The organism is Staphylococcus cornubiensis (assembly GCF_900183575.1).
GTDB classification, from domain to species: Bacteria; Bacillota; Bacilli; order Staphylococcales; family Staphylococcaceae; genus Staphylococcus; species Staphylococcus cornubiensis.
The window spans coordinates 261,161-274,906 of the sequence record NZ_FXUZ01000002.1 but is presented as its reverse complement, the minus strand read 5'-3'; the positions used below and the strand labels follow the sequence as shown (position 1 = coordinate 274,906).

Annotated in this window: 25 protein-coding genes; 1 reads left to right on the top strand and 24 read right to left on the bottom strand. The window is 37.8% G+C overall.

What is annotated here, in order from left to right; translation table 11 throughout:
- Positions 1–73: 73 nt before the first annotated feature.
- The 23 genes from CCE82_RS04375 to rpsJ form a co-directional block, all read right to left on the bottom strand.
- Positions 74–727, bottom strand: coding sequence for an adenylate kinase (locus CCE82_RS04375; protein ID WP_086428200.1), 654 nt, complete (start codon positions 725–727; stop codon positions 74–76).
- A gap of 17 nt (positions 728–744) precedes the next feature.
- Positions 745–2,037, bottom strand: coding sequence for a preprotein translocase subunit SecY (gene secY / locus CCE82_RS04370; protein ID WP_086428199.1), 1,293 nt, complete (start codon positions 2,035–2,037; stop codon positions 745–747).
- Positions 2,037–2,477 carry a 50S ribosomal protein L15 gene (gene rplO / locus CCE82_RS04365; RefSeq protein ID WP_014613231.1) on the bottom strand — a complete coding sequence of 147 codons (441 nt, stop codon included), beginning with the start codon at positions 2,475–2,477 and terminating at the stop codon, positions 2,037–2,039. Before rplO ends, secY begins: the two co-directional genes overlap by 1 nt.
- Positions 2,478–2,493: 16 nt before the next feature.
- Positions 2,494–2,673: a 50S ribosomal protein L30 gene (rpmD, locus tag CCE82_RS04360; protein ID WP_019167905.1), complete on the bottom strand. Its 180-nt coding sequence runs from the start codon at positions 2,671–2,673 to the stop codon at positions 2,494–2,496.
- 16 nt (positions 2,674–2,689) lie between these two features.
- Positions 2,690–3,190 (bottom strand): 30S ribosomal protein S5, encoded by a 501-nt coding sequence (gene rpsE / locus CCE82_RS04355; RefSeq protein WP_014613229.1) that lies wholly within the window; start codon positions 3,188–3,190, stop codon positions 2,690–2,692.
- Between the two features lie 22 nt (positions 3,191–3,212).
- Complete coding sequence (gene rplR / locus CCE82_RS04350; protein ID WP_086428198.1) at positions 3,213–3,572, bottom strand: 50S ribosomal protein L18; 360 nt, start codon at positions 3,570–3,572, stop codon at positions 3,213–3,215.
- A gap of 31 nt (positions 3,573–3,603) precedes the next feature.
- Positions 3,604–4,140, bottom strand: coding sequence for a 50S ribosomal protein L6 (gene rplF, locus CCE82_RS04345; protein WP_086428197.1), 537 nt, complete (start codon positions 4,138–4,140; stop codon positions 3,604–3,606).
- 28 nt (positions 4,141–4,168) lie between these two features.
- Positions 4,169–4,567: a 30S ribosomal protein S8 gene (rpsH, locus tag CCE82_RS04340; protein WP_014613226.1), complete on the bottom strand. Its 399-nt coding sequence runs from the start codon at positions 4,565–4,567 to the stop codon at positions 4,169–4,171.
- Positions 4,568–4,597: 30 nt separating this feature from the next.
- Positions 4,598–4,783, bottom strand: a complete 186-nt coding sequence (locus tag CCE82_RS04335) for a type Z 30S ribosomal protein S14 (RefSeq protein WP_009382778.1) — start codon at positions 4,781–4,783, stop codon at positions 4,598–4,600.
- Positions 4,784–4,804: 21 nt separating this feature from the next.
- Positions 4,805–5,344: a 50S ribosomal protein L5 gene (gene rplE / locus CCE82_RS04330; protein WP_085236877.1), complete on the bottom strand. Its 540-nt coding sequence runs from the start codon at positions 5,342–5,344 to the stop codon at positions 4,805–4,807.
- 25 nt (positions 5,345–5,369) lie between these two features.
- Entirely contained in the window at positions 5,370–5,684 is a 315-nt protein-coding gene (gene rplX / locus CCE82_RS04325; RefSeq protein ID WP_086428196.1) for a 50S ribosomal protein L24, read from the bottom strand.
- 43 nt (positions 5,685–5,727) lie between these two features.
- Positions 5,728–6,096 carry a 50S ribosomal protein L14 gene (rplN, locus tag CCE82_RS04320; RefSeq protein ID WP_014613222.1) on the bottom strand — a complete coding sequence of 123 codons (369 nt, stop codon included), beginning with the start codon at positions 6,094–6,096 and terminating at the stop codon, positions 5,728–5,730.
- Between the two features lie 28 nt (positions 6,097–6,124).
- Positions 6,125–6,388 (bottom strand): 30S ribosomal protein S17, encoded by a 264-nt coding sequence (rpsQ, locus tag CCE82_RS04315; RefSeq protein WP_014613221.1) that lies wholly within the window; start codon positions 6,386–6,388, stop codon positions 6,125–6,127.
- Between the two features lie 25 nt (positions 6,389–6,413).
- A complete protein-coding gene (gene rpmC / locus CCE82_RS04310) occupies positions 6,414–6,623 on the bottom strand; it encodes a 50S ribosomal protein L29 (RefSeq protein ID WP_014613220.1) in 210 nt (69 codons plus the stop codon).
- Entirely contained in the window at positions 6,613–7,047 is a 435-nt protein-coding gene (rplP, locus tag CCE82_RS04305) for a 50S ribosomal protein L16 (RefSeq protein ID WP_086428195.1), read from the bottom strand. The genes rpmC and rplP overlap by 11 nt, the downstream gene beginning before the upstream one ends.
- Before the next feature lie 2 nt (positions 7,048–7,049).
- Entirely contained in the window at positions 7,050–7,703 is a 654-nt protein-coding gene (gene rpsC, locus CCE82_RS04300; protein ID WP_014613218.1) for a 30S ribosomal protein S3, read from the bottom strand.
- A gap of 23 nt (positions 7,704–7,726) precedes the next feature.
- Positions 7,727–8,080: a 50S ribosomal protein L22 gene (rplV, locus tag CCE82_RS04295; protein WP_014613217.1), complete on the bottom strand. Its 354-nt coding sequence runs from the start codon at positions 8,078–8,080 to the stop codon at positions 7,727–7,729.
- A 32-nt stretch (positions 8,081–8,112) separates the two neighbouring features.
- Positions 8,113–8,391 carry a 30S ribosomal protein S19 gene (rpsS, locus tag CCE82_RS04290; protein WP_014613216.1) on the bottom strand — a complete coding sequence of 93 codons (279 nt, stop codon included), beginning with the start codon at positions 8,389–8,391 and terminating at the stop codon, positions 8,113–8,115.
- Positions 8,392–8,455: 64 nt separating this feature from the next.
- Positions 8,456–9,289 (bottom strand): 50S ribosomal protein L2, encoded by an 834-nt coding sequence (gene rplB, locus CCE82_RS04285; protein WP_086428194.1) that lies wholly within the window; start codon positions 9,287–9,289, stop codon positions 8,456–8,458.
- A gap of 30 nt (positions 9,290–9,319) precedes the next feature.
- Positions 9,320–9,595: a 50S ribosomal protein L23 gene (gene rplW, locus CCE82_RS04280; protein WP_014613214.1), complete on the bottom strand. Its 276-nt coding sequence runs from the start codon at positions 9,593–9,595 to the stop codon at positions 9,320–9,322.
- Positions 9,595–10,218, bottom strand: a complete 624-nt coding sequence (rplD, locus tag CCE82_RS04275) for a 50S ribosomal protein L4 (protein ID WP_086428193.1) — start codon at positions 10,216–10,218, stop codon at positions 9,595–9,597. The genes rplW and rplD overlap by 1 nt, the downstream gene beginning before the upstream one ends.
- A gap of 26 nt (positions 10,219–10,244) precedes the next feature.
- Positions 10,245–10,904, bottom strand: coding sequence for a 50S ribosomal protein L3 (rplC, locus tag CCE82_RS04270; RefSeq protein WP_086428192.1), 660 nt, complete (start codon positions 10,902–10,904; stop codon positions 10,245–10,247).
- A 27-nt stretch (positions 10,905–10,931) separates the two neighbouring features.
- Positions 10,932–11,240 (bottom strand): 30S ribosomal protein S10, encoded by a 309-nt coding sequence (gene rpsJ, locus CCE82_RS04265; protein WP_001118667.1) that lies wholly within the window; start codon positions 11,238–11,240, stop codon positions 10,932–10,934.
- Positions 11,241–11,711: 471 nt separating this feature from the next.
- On the opposite strand from rpsJ, the gene CCE82_RS04255 reads away from it, so the two are divergent.
- Complete coding sequence (locus tag CCE82_RS04255) at positions 11,712–12,098, top strand: hypothetical protein (protein WP_086428191.1); 387 nt, start codon at positions 11,712–11,714, stop codon at positions 12,096–12,098.
- 226 nt (positions 12,099–12,324) lie between these two features.
- Here CCE82_RS04255 and CCE82_RS04250 read toward each other — a convergent pair whose 3' ends face one another.
- Positions 12,325–13,659, bottom strand: a complete 1,335-nt coding sequence (locus CCE82_RS04250; protein WP_086428190.1) for an NCS2 family permease — start codon at positions 13,657–13,659, stop codon at positions 12,325–12,327.
- Positions 13,660–13,746 lie beyond the last annotated feature (87 nt).

Below are 13,746 nucleotides of genomic sequence, written 5' to 3'. Positions count from 1 at the left end.
AAAGCCTTGTCACCATAAAAATCAATTTATGCTTTCAAAGTTAACGACTGATTCAAAAGATCTCACCAAGCCGTTATGATTTAAGTGACTCTAAAATTTCAATCACATCTGATGTTACTTCATCAATGTGTTTTGACCCGTCGATGTTTTTCAAAAGACCTTTTTGACTGTAAAACTCTAAAATAGGTTTAGATTGCTTTACATTCACTTCTAAACGGTTCGCAACAGTTTCAGGGTTGTCGTCTTCACGTTGATAAAGCTTACCACCATCAATATCACAAATACCTTCAACTTTTGGAGGATTGAAAACAAGATGATACGTTGTGCCACAAGTCTCGCAAATACGACGACCTGTTAGACGATTCATTAACTCTTCTTCTGGCACCTCGATGTTCACAACTGCGTCAATCGTTCTTCCAAGTTCTTCTAGGATTGAATTTAATGCTTCAGCTTGCTCAATCGTACGAGGAAATCCGTCTAATAAGAAACCTTTCTTTGCATCGTCTTCAGAGATACGTTCTTTTACAATCCCAACTGTAACCTCGTCTGGTACAAGTTCTCCACGATCCATATAGGATTTCGCTTCTTTACCAAGTTCAGTTTCATCTTTAATCGCTTTTCTGAACATATCCCCCGTTGAAATGTGAGGAATAGGGTACTTTTTAATAATCTCACTCGCTTGAGTTCCTTTACCAGCACCAGGTAATCCCATTAAGATAATGTTCATAAGTGCCCTCCTACAAATTATCGTCTACCAAAGCCTTTATATTCTTTTTCATTCACTTGTGCTTCTAAGCTTTTCATTGTTTCGATAGCAACACCGATAACGATGAGTAAGCTTGTCCCACCTAATTGAATGGCTTGTGGTAAGTTCATAAATTTAGTCGCGATAATTGGTAAAATCGCAATGACCGCTAAGAAAATTGAACCTACAAACGTTAAGCGATATAAGACTTTAGTGATATATTTTTTCGTTTGTTCGCCAGGACGAATCCCTGGAACGTAACTGCCTTGCTTCTTAAGATTTTCTGCCATCTTTTCAGGATTTACTTGAACAAATGCATAGAAATAAGCAAATGCGATAATCAAGACAACATATACAATCATACCAACACCATTTGATGGATCGGCATAGTTACCTAGCTTTTGTGCCCAGTCGGCATCCGGGAAGAACAATGATAATGTTCTTGGTAATAAAAAGAATGCCATTGAAAAGATGACTGGAATAACACCAGCAGAGTTAACTTTTAATGGTAAGTATGTTGCTTGTGAACCAAGACGCATATTAGATTGTTTCTTTGCGTATTGAATAGGTATTTTACGAATCGCTTGCAGTACATAAACCGCGCCGACAGTTAATAAAATCATACCGACAACTAGTCCAGCCACTTTCAACCAAGCGAATGTCACATCATCTTGTCCAATAAACTCTTGTTGATAAAATTGCATGAGTCCAGACGGTAATGTAGATAAAATACCTGCAAAGATGATAATAGAAATACCATTACCAACACCATATTGCGTGATCTGTTCACCTAACCACATTAAAAATGCAGTTCCTGATGTAAGTACTATTGCTATTAACAAATATGACCAAACATTTTGTTCTTTGATGAGTGCTCCATTCAAATAATTATTGAATTGGAACGACATACCAATCGATTGAATAAATGCTAAAACAATTGTGAAATAACGCGTGAAGTTGCTTAACTTTCTACGTCCTGTTTCACCTTGTTTCGCCCATTCAGTAAACTTAGGTACAATATCCATTTGCAAGAGTTGCATAACGATTGAAGCAGTAATGTAGGGCATTATTCCCATAGCAAAAATGGAAAAGTTCTTCAAGGCTCCGCCACCAAACGTGTTTAACAAGTCAGTGACGCCTTGAGAACCTTGTCGATTATCAAATGCTGCTGGATTAACACCAGGTGCTGGGATATACGTACCTATTTTGAAAATGACTAACATTGCAAGAGTAAAAAGTATCTTGTTACGAACTTCTTTTGTTTTAAAAAAGTTCACAAGCGTGTGAAACATTAGATCACCTCTTGTGCTCCGCCTTTCGCTTCGATAGCGGCTTTAGCTGAAGCTGAGAATTTGTGTGCTTTAACAGTTAATTTCTTTTCTAATGAACCATTGCCTAAAACTTTAATGCCAGCTTTTTCATTTTTAACTACGCCTGTTTCGATTAATAACTCAGGTGTTACCTCAGTACCATCTTCAAATTGATTAAGTTGGTCCAAGTTAACAATAGCGTATTCTTTACGGTTGATGTTTGTGAAACCACGTTTAGGAATACGGCGGAATAATGGTAATTGACCACCTTCGAAACCTGGTCTTACGCCACCACCTGAACGTGCTTTTTGACCTTTTTGACCACGACCACTTGTTTTACCGTTACCTGTACCTGCACCACGGCCGACACGGTTACGTAATTTACGTGATCCTTCTGATGGTTTTAATTCATGTAATTTCATTTTGGCACCTCCTTAATTATTTTTCTTCTACTGATACTAAGTGACTTACTTTGTTAATTTGTCCACGAATTGCTGCGTTGTCTTCAACTGTAACAGAAGAGTTGATCTTACCTAGACCAAGCGCTTTAACTGTTTTACGTTGTGTTTCTGGACGCCCAATAACGCTTTTAGTGAGGGTGATTTGTAATTTAGCCATTTATCTGTTTCCCTCCTTAATTGTATAATTCTTCTACTGTTTTGCCGCGTAAACGCGCAACATCTTCAGCATTTTTCAAGTTTTTCAAACCATTGATTGTCGCACGAACCATGTTGATTGGTGTGTTAGAACCTAATGATTTACTTAAGATATCAGTGATACCTGCAAGCTCTAATACGGCACGAACTGGTCCACCAGCGATAACACCAGTACCAGGAGCTGCTGGTTTCATTAAAACACTTCCTGAACCGAAACGTCCAGTGATTGTGTGTGGTGTAGTACCGTCAACACGAGTAACTGTAATTAAATCTTTTTTCGCAGCTTCTACTGCTTTTTTGATTGCTTCAGGTACCTCTTGTGCTTTACCTGTACCGAATCCAACGCGACCATTTTTGTCACCTACTACTACAAGTGCAGTGAAACGGAAACGACGTCCACCTTTTACAACTTTAGCAACACGGTTAATCGTAACAACGCGTTCTTCAAATTCTTTAACTTCTTCTTCTCTACGAGCCATTTAAATTGTCCCTCCTTTTAAATTAAAATTGAAGTCCATTTTCGCGAGCTGCATCTGCTAGTGCTTTCACACGTCCGTGGAATAAGTATCCTCCACGATCGAATACAACTGCTTCGATTCCTTTTTCATTTGCTTTTTTAGCAATTGCTTCACCGACTTTAGATGCCATTTCAACTTTTGTTGCAGAAGCATCTACATCGCTATCTTTCGTTGAAGCTTGTACTAAAGTAACGCCTTTAGTATCATCGATGATTTGTGCATAGATGTGTTTGTTTGAACGATATACGTTTAGACGTGGCTTTTCGCTAGTACCTGACAATTTCGTACGAACACGTGCATGTCTTTTTAAACGTACTTTATTTTTATCAATTTTGCTGATCATGTCAATACTCCTTTCTTAATAGAGTTATTTATTATTTACCAGTTTTACCTTCTTTACGACGTACATATTCACCTTGGTAGCGAATACCTTTACCTTTGTAAGGCTCTGGAGGACGAACGTCACGAATTTTTGATGCTGTTGCACCAACTAATTCTTTGTCGATTCCTTCAACTTTAACTGTCGTATTTTTTTCTACTGAGAAAGTGATACCTTCAGCAGCTTCGATTTCAACTGGATGAGAGTAACCTACGTTTAATACAAGTTTGCTACCTTGTACTTGTGCACGGTAACCTACACCGATAAGTTCAAGTGATTTTTCGTATCCTTTAGATACACCTTGTACCATGTTATTGATTAACGCACGAGTTGTACCATGAACAGTTCTGTGTTCTTTAGAATCTGATGGTCTAACAACTTCAAGTGTGTTTTCATCTTGTTTGTAAGTCATTTCTTCGTTTAAAGTTTGTGATAATTCACCTTTAGGCCCTTTTACTGAAACTGTATTACCTTCGATCGTTACAGTTACATCACTAGGGATTTCGATAATTTTTTTACCAACACGGCTCATGCTCTGGCACCTCCTTATTTATTTAATATTACCAAATGTAAGCTAATACTTCTCCACCTACGTTACGTTTTCTTGCTTCTTTATCAGTGATCACACCTTCAGAAGTAGAAACTAATGCAATACCTAAACCGTTTAATACTTTAGGTACTTCGTTTGCTTTAGCATAAACACGTAAACCAGGTTTTGAAATACGTTTAAGACCAGTAATAACACGTTCGTTATTTGAACCATATTTTAAGAATAAACGGATAACACCTTGTTTATCATCTTCAATATATTCTACATTTTTGATGAAACCTTCATTTTTAAGGATTTCAGCAATTTCTTTTTTAATGTTTGATGCAGGTAATTCTAATTTTTCGTGACGCACCATGTTTGCGTTTCTTACACGAGTAAGCATATCTGCAATTGGATCTGACAATGTCATAGTTGTTGCCTCCTTTCAAGAGTTAAATTTTTACCAGCTAGCTTTACGTACGCCAGGAATTTGACCTTTGTAAGCTAATTCACGGAAACAAATACGGCAAAGTTTAAATTTACGATATACAGAATGTGGACGACCACAACGTTCGCAACGTGTATATTCACGGACTTGGAATTTTTGTTTACGTTGTTGCTTAGCAACCATTGATTTTTTAGCCACTTAATTCGCCTCCTTTAGAGATTATTTTTGAAACGGCATACCGAATTGAGTTAATAATTCACGCGCTTCTTCATCTGTGTTAGCAGTAGTAACGATAACGATATCCATACCACGTACTTTTGATACTTTATCATAGTCAATCTCAGGGAAGATTAATTGTTCTTTAACACCTAATGTGTAGTTACCGCGACCATCGAATGCATTTTTAGATACACCGCGGAAGTCACGTACACGTGGTAATGAAACTGAGATTAATTTGTCTAAGAATTCATACATTCTTTCGCCACGTAATGTTACTTTAGCACCAATTGGCATACCTTCACGTAAACGGAAAGTCGCAACTGATTTTTTCGCTTTAGTAATTAATGGTTTTTGACCAGTGATTGCAGTTAATTCTTCAACAGCGTTGTCTAACACTTTTGAGTTTTGTACTGCGTCACCAACACCCATGTTCACGACGATTTTTTCGATTTTTGGTACTTCCATTACTGAGCTGTAGTTAAACTTTTTAACTAAGTTTTGTGTAACTTCTGAGTTAAATTTTTCTTTTAAACGGTTCAAAGTGGATCCTCCTTTCAACTAGATATTAATTAGACTTAATTTCTTCGCCTGATTTTTTAGCGATTCTTACTTTTTTACCATCAACAAATTTGTAGCCTACACGAGTAGGTTCATTTGTTTTAGGGTCTAATATTTGTACGTTAGAAACATGAATTGCTGCTTCAGTTTCTAAGATTCCACCTTCAGGATTCATTTGAGTTGGTTTTTGGTGTTTTTTAACGATGTTCACACCTTCCACAACGACACGGTCTTTTTTAGGTTCAGTTGCTACAACTTTACCTGTTTTACCTTTGTCTTTACCTGCGATAACGATTACGTTGTCACCTTTTTTGATATGCATGTGGGCACCTCCTTGGAATTTATTATTTATAATTAACGGTCGATTATAGTACTTCTGGTGCTAGGGAAACGATTTTCATAAAGTTTCCTTCACGTAATTCACGTGCTACTGGTCCGAAGATACGTGTACCACGTGGTCCTTTGTCATCACGAATGATAACACATGCATTTTCATCAAATTTGATGTAAGAACCGTCTTTACGACGTACACCTGATTTTGTACGTACAACAACAGCCTTAACAACATCGCCTTTCTTAACAACGCCTCCAGGTGTAGCATTTTTAACAGTTGCTACGATGACGTCACCGATGTTAGCAGTTTTGCGGCCAGATCCACCTAATACTTTGATTGTAAGTACTTCACGTGCACCAGAGTTGTCTGCTACTTTTAAACGTGTTTCTTGTTGGATCATGATTAAACCTCCCTTATCTTTATAGTCATTAAATGATTACTGATTCTTCGACGATTTCTACTAAACGGAAACGTTTTGTCGCTGATAAAGGACGAGTCTCTTGGATTTTAACGATATCTCCGAATTTAGCTGAATTGTTTTCGTCATGTGCTTTGTACTTTTTAGAGTATTTTACACGTTTGCCATATAGTTTGTGTGTTTTGTATGTTTCAACTAAAACAGTCACTGTTTTGTCCATTTTATCTGAAACAACTTTACCAACGTAAACTTTACGATCATTTCTTTCGCTCACTTTAGTAACCTCCTCTTTCAATCAATTATTGGTTTGCTTTACCTTGTTCTAATTCTCTTTCACGTGCAACAGTTTTTAGACGCGCAATTGTTTTTCTTACTGTTTTAATTCTTGCCGTCTCTTCTAATTGACCTGTAGCTAATTGAAAGCGTAGGTTAAAAAGCTCTTCTTTTGAAGATTTGATTTGTTCTTCGATTTCTGAAGTGGTTAAGTCTCTAATTTCCTTAGCTTTCATTTGTTTCACCACCCAATTCTTCACGTTTTACAAACTTCGTTTTAACTGGAAGTTTGTGGCTCGCTAAACGTAATGCTTCACGCGCAACTTCTTCTGATACGCCTGCAACTTCAAATAAAATACGACCTGGTTTAACAACTGCGATCCAGCCTTCAACCGCACCTTTACCAGCACCCATACGTACTTCTAAAGGTTTTTGTGTGTATGGTGTGTGAGGGAAGATTTTAATCCAAACTTTCCCGCCACGTTTCATGTAACGTGTCATAGCAATACGAGCTGATTCGATTTGACGAGATGTAATCCAAGACGTTGTAGTAGCTTGAATACCGAACTCACCGAATGTTACAAAGTTACCGCCTTTTGAACGACCTTTTGTGTCAGGACGATGTTGACGACGATATTTTACACGCTTTGGTAGTAACATAATTATTTTCCTCCTTCACTATTTTTCTTAGTAGGAAGAACTTCACCACGATAAATCCATACTTTAACACCTAACTTACCATAAGTTGTGTCAGCTTCTGCATGTGCATAGTCAATGTCTGCACGTAAAGTATGAAGTGGTACAGTTCCTTCTGAATATTGTTCAGCACGCGCGATGTCTGCACCGCCTAAACGACCTGAAACTTGTGTTTTGATACCTTTAGCACCTAATTTCATTGCTCTACCGATCGCTTGTTTTTGAACACGACGGAATGAAGCACGGTTTTCTAATTGACGTGCAATGTTTTCAGCAACTAAACGTGCATCAAGGTCAACTTTCTTGATTTCAACTACGTTAATGTGAACTTTTTTGTCAGTAAGTTGATTTAATTTGTTACGAAGTTTTTCGATTTCTGAACCGCCTTTACCAATTACCATACCTGGTTTACCAGTGTGGATAGCAATGTTGATACGGTTAGCAGCACGCTCAATCTCAACGTGAGATACTGATGCGTCTTTCAATGCTTTATCAATAAATTTACGAATTTTTAAGTCTTCATGTAAAAGTGATGCGAAATCTTTTTCAGCGTACCATTTCGCGTCCCAGTCACGGATTACACCAACACGAAGTCCGATTGGATTAATTTTTTGACCCACGATATTCCCTCCTTAAAATTTGATTAAGCTTCTTGAGCTTCCTCTTGTCCATCACTTACAACGATAGTGATATGACTTGTTCTTTTGTTAATTGCGCTTGCACGTCCTTGTGCGCGTGGACGGAAACGTTTTAATGTTGGTCCTTCGTTAGCGTATGCTTCTTTAACAACTAATTGATCAGTGTTCATACCGTAGTTGTGTTCTGCATTAGCTAAAGCGGACATCAATAATTTTTCTACTACTGGAGAAGAAGCTTTGTTTGTTAATTTCAAAATAGCTACTGCTTCTCTTACGTCTTTACCTCGAATTAAATCTAAAACTAATCGAACTTTACGAGGTGCGATTCTGATAGTTCTAGCAACCGCTTTTGCTTCCATTCGTATTTCCTCCTCTACTTACTAGAAATGGTTTATCTTCTTGTTTTCTTGTCGTCTGCAGCATGTCCTTTGAAAGTACGTGTTGGAGCAAATTCACCTAATTTGTGTCCAACCATATCTTCAGTTACATATACAGGTACATGTTTACGTCCGTCGTATACTGCGAATGTGTGTCCAATAAAGTTTGGGAAAATCGTTGAACGACGTGACCATGTTTTGATTACTTGCTTTTTCTCGCTATCGCCTTGAGCCTCAACCTTTTTCATTAAGTGATCATCGACGAAAGGTCCCTTTTTAATACTACGAGCCATATTGGCGCCTCCTTTCTTATTATGTGCGTGCAGCGATTACGCCGCACACCCAAATAAGCTATTTTTATTTTCTCTTGCGTCCACGTACGATAAGTTTATCTGAACGTTTTTTACCACGACGAGTTTTCTTACCAAGAGTTGGTTTACCCCATGGTGACATTGGAGATGGACGTCCGATTGGAGCACGACCTTCACCACCACCGTGTGGGTGATCATTAGGGTTCATTACAGAACCACGAACTGTTGGGCGTTTACCTAACCATCTAGATTTACCCGCTTTACCAATGTTAACAAGTTCGTGTTGTAAGTTACCAACTTGACCAATTGTAGCTCGGCAAGTTGAAAGAATCATACGTACTTCACCAGAACGAAGTCTTACAAGTACATATTTACCTTCTTTACCTAATACTTGAGCGCTTGCACCTGCTGAACGTGCAAGTTGTCCGCCACGACCAGGTTTTAATTCGATGTTATGGATAACTGAACCTACAGGAATATCTTTTAATGGAAGAGCATTCCCAACTTTAATGTCTGCTTCAGAACCACTTTCAATCACTTGACCTACTTCTAAGCCTTTAGGTGCGATGATATAACGTTTTTCACCATCTGCATATACGATTAAAGCAATGTTTGCTGATCTGTTTGGATCATATTGGATTGAATCCACTTTACCTGGAATTCCATCCTTGTTACGTTTGAAATCAATAACACGGTATTGACGTTTGTGTCCGCCACCATGGTGACGTACAGTCAATTTACCTTGGTTATTACGACCCGCTTTTTTCGGTAGCGGTTGTAATAATGACTTTTCAGGCTCAGATTTTGTGATCTCAGCAAAATCTAATGTAGTCATATTACGACGACCATTTGTAATTGGCTTATAATGTTTAAGAGCCATTGTCGCTTACCTCCTTATTGGTAATTAATTTTAGTTGAATAAGTCGATTTGACCTTCTTTTAATGTCACAATCGCTTTACGGCGTTTGTTTGTATAGCCTTGGTAACGGCCCATACGTTTTTTCTTTGGTTTGTAGTTAATAATGTTAACATTAGCAACTTTCACTTCAAAGATTTCTTCTACTGCTTTTTTCACTTCTGTTTTGTTAGCACGAACGTCTACATCAAAAGTGTATTTATCTTCAGCCATAGCTGCAGATGATTTCTCAGTGATTACGGGGCGCTTTAGAATGTCTCTAGCTTCCATTATCCGAGCACCTCCTCAACTTTTTTAGCTGCTTCTTGAGTGATTAATACGCTGTCAGCGTGAGTTAAATCTAATACGTTTAAACCTTCTGGTGTTGTAATTGTTACACCTGGAATGTTACGTGCTGATAATTCAACATTCACATCTTCTCCAACTGTTACAACTAACACTTTTTTAGGTAATTCTAAGTTTGTTAAAGTTGTTTTGAATTCTTTTGTTTTTGGTGCTTCTAAGTTAAAGCTATCAACAATTTTGAATTCATTTTCTTGTACTTTGTAAGAAATTGCAGAACGTAATGCTAAACGACGCATTTTCTTAGGCATTTTGTAGCCGTAGCTTCTTGGTGTAGGACCGAATACGATACCACCACCGCGCCATTGTGGAGCACGGATTGTACCTTGACGCGCACGTCCTGTACCTTTTTGTCTCCATGGTTTACGTCCACCGCCACGAACAGCTGAACGGTTTTTTACCGCGTGTGTACCTTGGCGTAATGAAGCACGTTGTAAGTTAATTGCTTCGAATAAAACATCATTATTTGGTTCGATTGCAAATACTGCATCGCTAAGTTCAACTGTACCAGCTTTTGAACCATCAACTTTAAATACATCATAATTTGCCATTATGCATTTCCTCCTTTCGCTACTAATTATTTGTTAGCTTTGATTGCAGATTGGATTTGTACAAAACCTTTTTTAGGTCCAGGTACATTACCTTTAACTAAAATCACGTTGTTTTCCGTATCTACTTGAACAACTTCTAAGTTTTGAACAGTTACTGTATTACCACCCATACGACCTGGTAATTTTTGCCCTTTAAATACGCGTGATGCATCTGATGCCATACCGATTGAACCTGGCGCTCTGTGGAAATGAGAACCGTGTGACATTGGTCCACGTGCTTGGTTATGACGTTTGATTGCACCTTGGAAACCTTTACCTTTTGAAGTTCCTGTTACGTCAATAATGTCGCCAACTTCAAATGTATCTACTGAGACTTCTTGACCTACTTCGTATTCATCAACATTAACGTTTCTGAATTCACGAATGAAGCGCTTAGGTGCTGCGTCAGCTTTTTTAGCGTGACCTTCAGCTGCTTTAGTCGCATATTTATTAGTTTTTCTACCTTTTTTGTATGCTTCTTTGTTTTCAAAACCGATTTGGATTGCGTTGTAACCGTCAACCTCTACAGTTTTCTTTTGTAATACTACGTTTTCTTTAGCTTCTACTACTGTAACTGGGATTAATTCACCGTTCTCACCGAACACTTGAGTCATCCCGATTTTTCTTCCTAAGATTCCTTTGGTCATCGAAAGTCCACCTCCTAAAATTTTCTATTATAATTTAATTTCGATGTCTACACCTGATGGTAAGTTTAAGCCCATAAGTGCATCAACTGTTTTTGGTGTAGGGTTAACAATGTCGATTAAACGTTTATGTGTACGTTGTTCGAATTGTTCACGAGAATCTTTGTACTTATGAACCGCACGAATGATTGTGTAAACTGATTTTTCAGTTGGTAATGGAATTGGACCAGAAACATCCGCTCCAGAACGTTTTGCAGTTTCAACAATTTTTTCAGCTGATTGATCGATAACGCGGTGATCATAAGCTTTTAATCTAATTCTGATTTTTTGTTTTGCCATGATTTTCCCTCCTTATTCGTCTTCATTAAAGTGATAGACTTCTCCACGAAAACTATCTCACACAACGCCATGGCAAAGCGGCCGGGTGTGTCAGTAACCTTTCGCTTCATCGCATTTAAAGTCCAACATTAGACATGATACATGAAATGTTTTAACTTCGCAACCATTTATACAAAGTTTTTTATGTCTAATTCACATACCTCATCATTTTACTTGAAATAAGCTTTAAGTTCAATAGCTTAGAGAGATTTTTTCAAATTTAATCTTACGTTTTGTTTCTTATCATTTAAACAATTATAATAATGTTAAATCATTCTTCTTCATTCAATTGTTCTATACAGACATGAAGCCAGTGTATTGCATTGATATCCTGTTTTTTTATATCTATTATGAAGAATGATAAGCATACGTCACATGACAACAAACGATTATTTACGGTCGTTTGATTCAATCACTAAGGAGTTGTTTACTTTGACAAGAAATGCTAAAACGGCATTGATTATTTTATCCATTATTGCTCTTGTTTCTGAATTCATAGCTGGCTTTCCGTTTTTCGGAGGTTGGTATGTGCTTGCGTTAGGCTGGCAACCACTTGCTTTTAATGCATTTATCTATTTAGTTATGGTACTTATCTTTATTTTCGATCGTCAAAATACAATTCGACCAATGCTCTTAATCCCAGCTGGTGGCATCATCGCAAGTGTACTCGCGGTCATCCCTTTTGTCGGTATGATTTTGCATTGGATTATGTTTGTATTAGTCATTTTCCTACTCATTATTTTACTCGTAACACCTGTATACCTTAAATCGGCGTATACACGTTATGTAGATTCAGAGCATGACCGCAAACATTATTAACTCATCTTTAAAGGAGATAGAACATAAATTTTTGCTTTTCGTTCAACGTTGGACAGGGACTGAGGAACTCAATTGTGCCTTAGTCTCTTTTTTGCGTCAATGGATGACCTCCTATCAAACCATTTCGCGTTGCATGTGAAAATAACTCCCCTAAAATAAAATGAACTAAAAAAGAAGCTCGAACAGCGTATGATACACTACTCGAACTTCTCAATATGCTTTGATTTTAACCGTGTACAAAAGCGAAGTATAGTATAAAAATAACCATTAAACCGTACATAATTGGATGAACTTCTTTATGTCGTTTTGTTAAGACCATTGTAATCGGATAGAAAACAAAGCCACATGCAATACCTGTAGCAATTGAATATGAAAGTGGCATCATAATAATCGTAATAAATGCCGGTACTGCTACTTCAAAACGTTTCCAACTGATTTCCGCTAAATTCGAAGCCATTAATACACCGACAACAACAAGTGCTGGTGTCGTTACAGCTGGTGTAACTACGGCCATTAATGGATTGAAGAATAATGCGAGTAAGAAACAGACACCTGTGACGATACTTGCAAATCCTGTACGTGCGCCGACCGCCACACCTGAAGTTGATTCAATATATGACGTTGTTGTTGTTGTACCAAAAACTGCCCCTACCATTGTTGCTAATGAATCAGAGAATAATGCACGTCCTGCACGTGGCAGTTTGTTGTCTTTCATCATTCCTGCTTGTGATGCAACAGCAACAATGGTTCCTGCTGTATCAAAGAAGTCAATGAATAAAAATGTTAAAATGACAATTAAAAACTGAATCGTAAATAGTTGTGACGGATCTTGGAATGATTCAAATGCAGCCCCGAATGTTGGTGCGATACTTGGAACTTTACCAACAATCGCATGCGGTGGTGCGATTTGTTGTGTAATTAAACCTACGATAGATGTGACAACCATTCCAATAAAGATCGCGCCCGGTATTTTCTTTGCGTACAAAATGACTGTAATGATGATACCGAACACTGCTAATAATACGCCTGGATCTGTAATTTTTCCTAAAGTGACAAGTGTCGCATCTTCATTTTTGATAATACCTGAACCCTGTAAGCCGACAAACGTGATGAATAAACCTATCCCCGCTGAAACAGCCATTTTCATTTCAAATGGAATGGCGTTAATAATAGTTTCTCTCAGACCTGTTACCGTTAATATTGAGAAGATTAGCCCCGAGAAGAATACGCCTGTTAAACCTGTTTGCCATGGAATCCCCATTGTTAGAACGACTGTAAATGCGAAAAATGCATTCAAGCCCATACCTGGTGCAAGTGCGATAGGATATCTTGCTATTAATCCCATAAATAAACAACCCACAAATGCAGCAAGTGCTGTCGCTACGAAAACGGCACCTTGATCCATTTTAAGTGCATCTGGTACCCCTTCTACACCAGCAAGACTTAATATTTGTGGATTGACAGCTAAAATATAAGCCATCGACAGGAACGTTGTTAAGCCACCTAAAATTTCACGACGATAACTCGTTTGGTTTTCGTCAAATCGGAAATATTTTTTCACTTTAATGTTCTCCTTTAAATGAAATACTCCCATAGTCTAATACGATTATGGGTGAATTTCAACACTTTTTCCGAACTTTATGTCGAT

What these genes read in the sequence shown, in the direction of transcription:
- CCE82_RS04375 (WP_086428200.1), bottom strand. Translation starts at nt 727, where the DNA reads ATGAACATTATCTTAATGGGATTACCTGGTGCTGGTAAAGGAACTCAA.
- secY (WP_086428199.1), bottom strand. Translation starts at nt 2,037, where the DNA reads ATGTTTCACACGCTTGTGAACTTTTTTAAAACAAAAGAAGTTCGTAAC.
- rplO (WP_014613231.1), bottom strand. Translation starts at nt 2,477, where the DNA reads ATGAAATTACATGAATTAAAACCATCAGAAGGATCACGTAAATTACGT.
- rpmD (WP_019167905.1), bottom strand. Translation starts at nt 2,673, where the DNA reads ATGGCTAAATTACAAATCACCCTCACTAAAAGCGTTATTGGGCGTCCA.
- rpsE (WP_014613229.1), bottom strand. Translation starts at nt 3,190, where the DNA reads ATGGCTCGTAGAGAAGAAGAAGTTAAAGAATTTGAAGAACGCGTTGTT.
- rplR (WP_086428198.1), bottom strand. Translation starts at nt 3,572, where the DNA reads ATGATCAGCAAAATTGATAAAAATAAAGTACGTTTAAAAAGACATGCA.
- rplF (WP_086428197.1), bottom strand. Translation starts at nt 4,140, where the DNA reads ATGAGCCGTGTTGGTAAAAAAATTATCGAAATCCCTAGTGATGTAACT.
- rpsH (WP_014613226.1), bottom strand. Translation starts at nt 4,567, where the DNA reads ATGACATTGTCAGATCCAATTGCAGATATGCTTACTCGTGTAAGAAAC.
- rplX (WP_086428196.1), bottom strand. Translation starts at nt 5,684, where the DNA reads ATGCATATCAAAAAAGGTGACAACGTAATCGTTATCGCAGGTAAAGAC.
- rplN (WP_014613222.1), bottom strand. Translation starts at nt 6,096, where the DNA reads ATGATCCAACAAGAAACACGTTTAAAAGTAGCAGACAACTCTGGTGCA.
- rpmC (WP_014613220.1), bottom strand. Translation starts at nt 6,623, where the DNA reads ATGAAAGCTAAGGAAATTAGAGACTTAACCACTTCAGAAATCGAAGAA.
- rplP (WP_086428195.1), bottom strand. Translation starts at nt 7,047, where the DNA reads ATGTTACTACCAAAGCGTGTAAAATATCGTCGTCAACATCGTCCTGAC.
- rplV (WP_014613217.1), bottom strand. Translation starts at nt 8,080, where the DNA reads ATGGAAGCAAAAGCGGTTGCTAGAACTATCAGAATCGCACCTCGTAAA.
- rpsS (WP_014613216.1), bottom strand. Translation starts at nt 8,391, where the DNA reads ATGGCTCGTAGTATTAAAAAGGGACCTTTCGTCGATGATCACTTAATG.
- rplB (WP_086428194.1), bottom strand. Translation starts at nt 9,289, where the DNA reads ATGGCTCTTAAACATTATAAGCCAATTACAAATGGTCGTCGTAATATG.
- rplW (WP_014613214.1), bottom strand. Translation starts at nt 9,595, where the DNA reads ATGGAAGCTAGAGACATTCTAAAGCGCCCCGTAATCACTGAGAAATCA.
- rplD (WP_086428193.1), bottom strand. Translation starts at nt 10,218, where the DNA reads ATGGCAAATTATGATGTATTTAAAGTTGATGGTTCAAAAGCTGGTACA.
- rplC (WP_086428192.1), bottom strand. Translation starts at nt 10,904, where the DNA reads ATGACCAAAGGAATCTTAGGAAGAAAAATCGGGATGACTCAAGTGTTC.
- rpsJ (WP_001118667.1), bottom strand. Translation starts at nt 11,240, where the DNA reads ATGGCAAAACAAAAAATCAGAATTAGATTAAAAGCTTATGATCACCGC.